This window comes from Mucilaginibacter sp., from assembly GCF_028288105.1.
Classification (GTDB): domain Bacteria; phylum Bacteroidota; class Bacteroidia; order Sphingobacteriales; family Sphingobacteriaceae; genus Mucilaginibacter.
This window is the reverse complement of sequence record NZ_JAQBOI010000073.1, coordinates 1-5,229: the sequence shown is the minus strand read 5'-3', so window position 1 is coordinate 5,229 and position 5,229 is coordinate 1. Positions and strand designations below refer to the sequence as shown.

The following is a 5,229-nucleotide window of genomic DNA, read 5'->3' as shown; positions in this document are numbered from 1 at the left end:
AGGCCGTTACGGTCAAGCAGGGCACCAACCAGTTTACCATCGGTAAAGCTGATAGCGGCAGGGCCATCCCATGGCTCCATTAAGGTAGCGTGGTATTCGTAGAACGCCTTTTTAACCGGATCCATTTGCTCGTTGCCATCCCATGCTTCGGGTATCAGCATCATCATTACATGCGGTAATGAGCGGCCGGTATGCAATAAGATCTCGATGATGTTATCCAAACAGGCAGAATCCGACTGGTTGTTATCAATAACCGGCAAAAGCATCTCCATTTCCTCGTTAGTGAAGTAAGCAGATACGAATGATTTAACGCCCGAGTAAAACCAGTTAAGGTTACCGGTAAGCGTGTTTATCTCGCCATTGTGCGCAATTAAGCGGAACGGTTGAGCCAGTTTCCACGATGGAAATGTATTGGTTGAAAAACGCGAGTGGATCAGAGCCAGGCCCGATGTAACGCGTGGATCGGCCAAATCAGGGAAATACTGACGAAGCTGGTAAGTGGTTACCTGCCCTTTGTAAATAATGGTTTTACAAGAGAACGAGGTAAAGTAAAAATGCTCGGCCGCTGCCGGGATAGTTTCGGTAACGGTTTTATTTATATAACGACGCAATACGTAAAGTTTGCGCTCAAAATCTTCGGTATTAGTAACAGCACGGGGGCGGGCAACAAAAAGCTGCTCGCTATCGGGCTCGGCCTGGCGGGCGGTTTCGCCAATAACCGATGAATTAACGTGTAGCTTGCGATAACCAAGCATTTCAAAACCCAGTTTTTCAATAGCAGCAGCAATAATTTTACGGCTTGCTTTCTTTAAAGCGGGCTCTTTTGGGAAGAAGATCATACCAACGCCATACTCACCCGGCTCCGGTAAACTGATCTCCAGATCAGAACATTCTTCCATTAAAAACTCATGTGGAAGTTGAATAAGAATACCTGCGCCGTCTCCACTTTCGGGGTCGCAGCCGCAAGCGCCGCGGTGCTCCATATTTTCTAACATGGTTAATGCATCGCTAACAATACTGTGCGATTTATGACCGTTTATGTTGGTTATAAACCCTGTTCCGCAGGAATCATGCTCAAATTCCGACCTGTATAGGCCCTGCTGGTTGCCATCTGTTTGATCCATTCTTTTATCCGCTTTTTTGTGACGCGGGTAATAACGAAATTACCGAATTTTCATATTTTTATAAAATGCATATTAATTTTTTTAAATTTATTAAAATAATGGCCTTTTTTTGCAATTTAATTATAAAGGCGACAATAATAGTCGGCTTTATATATGAATTTAATAATTCTTAATGTTAAATTAATATGCACACATAGTAAATAAGCTTATTAAACTAATTTTGCCAAAGTTGACTTATACCATATAATATATGCCCGAAAAAATTAAAGCAGTATTTTTAGATCGCGATGGGGTTTTAAACCAAGAAATGGGCGATTACGTTTGCCGCCTGGAAGATTTCCATGTGCTTGATAATTTTGATGCGTTAAAGGAATTGCAGGACCGTGGATACATGCTTTTAGTAGCTACCAACCAGGGTGGTTTAGCCAAAGGCTGGTATGACGAAGCCGAACTTTCTAAAATGCACGCGCATTTAAAACAAGTGTATCATGATAAAGGTGTAGAGATAACCGATTTCTTCTACTGCCCGCACCACCCCAACTTTACCGGCGACTGCGATTGCCGCAAACCCAAACCGGGATTACTTTTACAAGGCATCGAAAAATATAACATCGACCCATCAAAATCATACTTTATTGGCGACCGCGAGCGCGACGTTGAAGCAGGTACAGCCGCAGGCGTAAAGGGTATTTTAATTGACAGCGACCAGCCGATAAGCACTATTTTAGACCAGATAGATTAATGTTGTTTTTAACCACAGAGAACACTGAGATTTACACAGAGTTCACAGAGATATAACTATTTTATGTGATTTGCACGGCTCTATGTACTTTGTGTTTTTTTATCTTTGTGGCCTCTGTGGTTAAATGGACATCTTTGCTGTCTATAAAACAATTTTCGCTTTACATCCTTTAAAACATCAATGGGATTTTTGGATAAATTAAAAAATTACGACACGCTGCTGTTTTCGGCAATTGGGTTTTATGCTATATACCTGTTCACCAGTTATAGTGGCATAGGCATATCGCCCGATTCTATTATGTATACCAGCGCGGCCCGCAGTTTTGTAGCACATGGTACGCTACTTACCTTTAATCATATCCCCATTGTTGATTTTCCGGTATTTTATCCCCTGTTTCTGGCTGCCATCAGCTTTATAACCCGTGTAGACCCGGTTGTTTTTGGCGCCACACTTAACATGTTCCTGTTTGCCACGCTGATATTTACCAGCGGGTGGATCATGTCGCGCTTTGTACCAGTATCGCATGTATATAAGTGGCTGGTGCTGGCTGCAATAATACTTAACCCCGGTTTGTTGCAGGTTTACTCCTACCTATGGTCAGAGACGCTGTTCATCCTCGAAGTACTGTTTTTCCTTATCGTTTTCCGCAAATACCTATTAACCCATACTGTTAAATGGCTTATAGCTGCCGCCGCCATTGCTGCTGTGGCCTGTGTTACCCGATACGCCGCGGTAACCATTGTGGCCACAGGTGGTTTAATATTACTGCTGGATAGGAAACTGCCTATAAAGAAAAAGATAGTCCATATATTAATATATGGTTTCATATGTATATCGTTACTGGTAAGTAATTTGGTAGTTAATGCTCTACACACAGGCACCGTGACCGGCCCGCGCGAACCATCTATCACATCCTTCAGTAAAAACCTGTACTACTTTGGTTCGGTGTTTTGCGAGTGGATGGGGATGACGCCTGATATGTATCCGGCGTTTGCCACACCGCTTGCCATTATTATATTGGTTGGCTTTATAGCCGCATTAACCTACAATTACACCCGCCGCAAGCTGGATAGCTTTGAGAACCTGGCTATCACCTTTGCACTAGTATACGGGTTGTTTATTGTGCTGTCATCCACATTTTCACGCTACGAGCGTATTAACCCCAGGTTGTTATCGCCCATGTATATACCTGCTTTGTGGGGTTACACCAGTTGGGGTATGTTGCTTTTAAAGCGTATCGCGGTTAAACAAACCCGTATTATAGCAGCTGCCATATTTATATTACTGATGCTGGGTTATATTACCAAGATATACATGGTTGATAAAAAACGCTATAACGAGCAGATAGCCGACGAGTATGGCAACCCCGGCTATACCGATAATAGTTGGATGGAATCGGAGTTTGCGAATTATCTAAGGCATATAGATAAAGGTATGTTCGACCCCAAGGTTACCATTTACTCGGATGCGCACGAGGCGGTTTACTTTTTCTCGGGCCTTTCATCCTATTTAGTGCCGCATAAATTTTTCAAAAAGGATGTCGCTAAATTCTACCAGATAAAACGTTTCTACCTCATTTGGTTCAATAACCTGGAAAATCCGGAGCTGATCAATATAAAAGATATCCAAAAGGTGAAGAAGCTAAAAGTGATAAAGCAATTTGAAGAAGGCGCTATTTATGAGTACGAGGGCGAAATGCCTGCGGATACTATCACGCAAAAACGTTAAGTTGCGTCAAAATCATGGAAATCCTTTAATCCTATAAATCACGGTCAAATTACATAAGCACTTATACATTTTGCCATTCTTCCAAAAAATCATACAAAAAATTGAATTTTTGTCAATCATTTTCACATAAAATTTTGATTTAATAAAATAGGCTATATATTTGCATCGCTTACCAACAGCATCAATACAAAAAATGAACGGACTTAACACATATCATTTACATCTGCACCATCACCACCATGTGGTGATCAGATAATATATGTTTCTACGCGAAATATCGTCCTCCGTTTATATTCATTCCTTAAAATTAATTTGTGAAAACACTAAAAATAGCGATCCAGAAATCGGGTCGACTCAACGAAAAATCCGTTGAATTATTAAAAAATTGCGGCCTTAATTTTGAAAATTATAAGAGCTCGCTGATATCTCCCGTATCAAATTTCCCATTAGAGATACTCTTTTTGCGTGATGATGATATTCCCGAATACGTGCAGGATGGCATTGCCGACCTGGGCATAGTTGGCGAAAACGTTATACAGGAAACCGAGGTTGAGGTAAGCTACCTGCAAAAGCTTGGCTTTGGCAAATGCTCGCTAAAAATAGCGGTGCCAAACAATAACAGCATCACCGATATTAATCAGCTTAACGGCAAGGCAATTGCTACCACCTATCCCGTTATTCTTGGTAAATACCTAAAAGAAAAAGGCATTTCGTCTGACATCCGTACCATATCCGGTTCGGTAGAGATCTCGCCGGGTTTGGGCTTAAGCGATGCCATTTGCGATTTGGTATCAACCGGTGGCACGTTAAAAAGCAACGGGTTAATTCCTTTTGCCGATGTAATGAGCAGCGAAGCGGTATTAATTGGCAGCAAGGGCAGCGAGAACAATCATTTGGTGCAGGAATTGATACAGCGTATCCAGTCGGTATTGCGTGCCAAAGAAACTAAATATGTGGTATTAAATGTTGAGCGTAAAAACCTGCCTTCTGTATTAGCTTTGTTGCCGGGGGTAAAAAGCCCGTCGGTAGTGCCATTGGCAGAAGGCGACTGGGTGGCGGTGCACACTGTTATACCCGAGCGCGATTTTTGGGATAGGATAAGCCAGCTAAAACAAGCCGGCGCGCAAGGTATTGTAGTAATGCCGATAGAGAAAATAATATTATAGTATACAGTTTGCAGTGGGCGGTTTGCAGATAGCATCGATGCATCTTTAAACCAAGCTAACTGCAAACTGATAACTGCAAACTGACATGGAGATTTTCAATTATTCAGATTTAAGCGCTATCGATATTTCCCGCCTGGTACAACGCAACGTTGACCCGGCGAATGAGATACGCGATTTGGTTGAGGATGTAATAACGCATGTTAAACAAAATGGCGACCGTGCCCTGTACGATTATGCCTACAAGTTTGATAAAGTTGAGCTAACCAAACTTTATCTGGATAAAGCCGAACTGACAGAAGTTGCCGCCGCGGTATCTGCCGAGCAGCAGGAAGCGTTGCAAATTGCTTATTCCAATATCTACAAGTTCCATAAAGCACAAATTAAACCCGAGGATAAGGTAGAAACCATGCCCGGCGTAACCTGCTGGCGCGAATTAAGGGCTATTGAAAAAGTAGGGCTCTATATCCCG

4 protein-coding genes and 1 pseudogene are annotated in these 5,229 nt (G+C 42.2%); 4 read left to right on the top strand and 1 reads right to left on the bottom strand.

Features of this window, described 5'->3' with window-relative positions:
• Positions 1–1,124, bottom strand: a pseudogene (locus JWQ85_RS05210) (glutamate synthase subunit alpha); the annotation flags it as partial.
• A gap of 250 nt (positions 1,125–1,374) precedes the next feature.
• On the opposite strand from JWQ85_RS05210, the gene JWQ85_RS05205 reads away from it, so the two are divergent.
• The 4 genes from JWQ85_RS05205 to JWQ85_RS05190 all read left to right on the top strand — a co-directional run.
• Positions 1,375–1,866 carry an HAD family hydrolase gene (locus tag JWQ85_RS05205; RefSeq protein ID WP_299465015.1) on the top strand — a complete coding sequence of 164 codons (492 nt, stop codon included), beginning with the start codon at positions 1,375–1,377 and terminating at the stop codon, positions 1,864–1,866.
• Between the two features lie 189 nt (positions 1,867–2,055).
• Positions 2,056–3,594 (top strand): hypothetical protein, encoded by a 1,539-nt coding sequence (locus JWQ85_RS05200; protein ID WP_299465012.1) that lies wholly within the window; start codon positions 2,056–2,058, stop codon positions 3,592–3,594.
• 314 nt (positions 3,595–3,908) lie between these two features.
• Positions 3,909–4,760: an ATP phosphoribosyltransferase gene (gene hisG / locus JWQ85_RS05195; RefSeq protein ID WP_299465009.1), complete on the top strand. Its 852-nt coding sequence runs from the start codon at positions 3,909–3,911 to the stop codon at positions 4,758–4,760.
• A gap of 85 nt (positions 4,761–4,845) precedes the next feature.
• Positions 4,846–5,229: histidinol dehydrogenase (locus tag JWQ85_RS05190; protein WP_299465006.1), on the top strand; the 384-nt coding region annotated here is incomplete at its 3' end.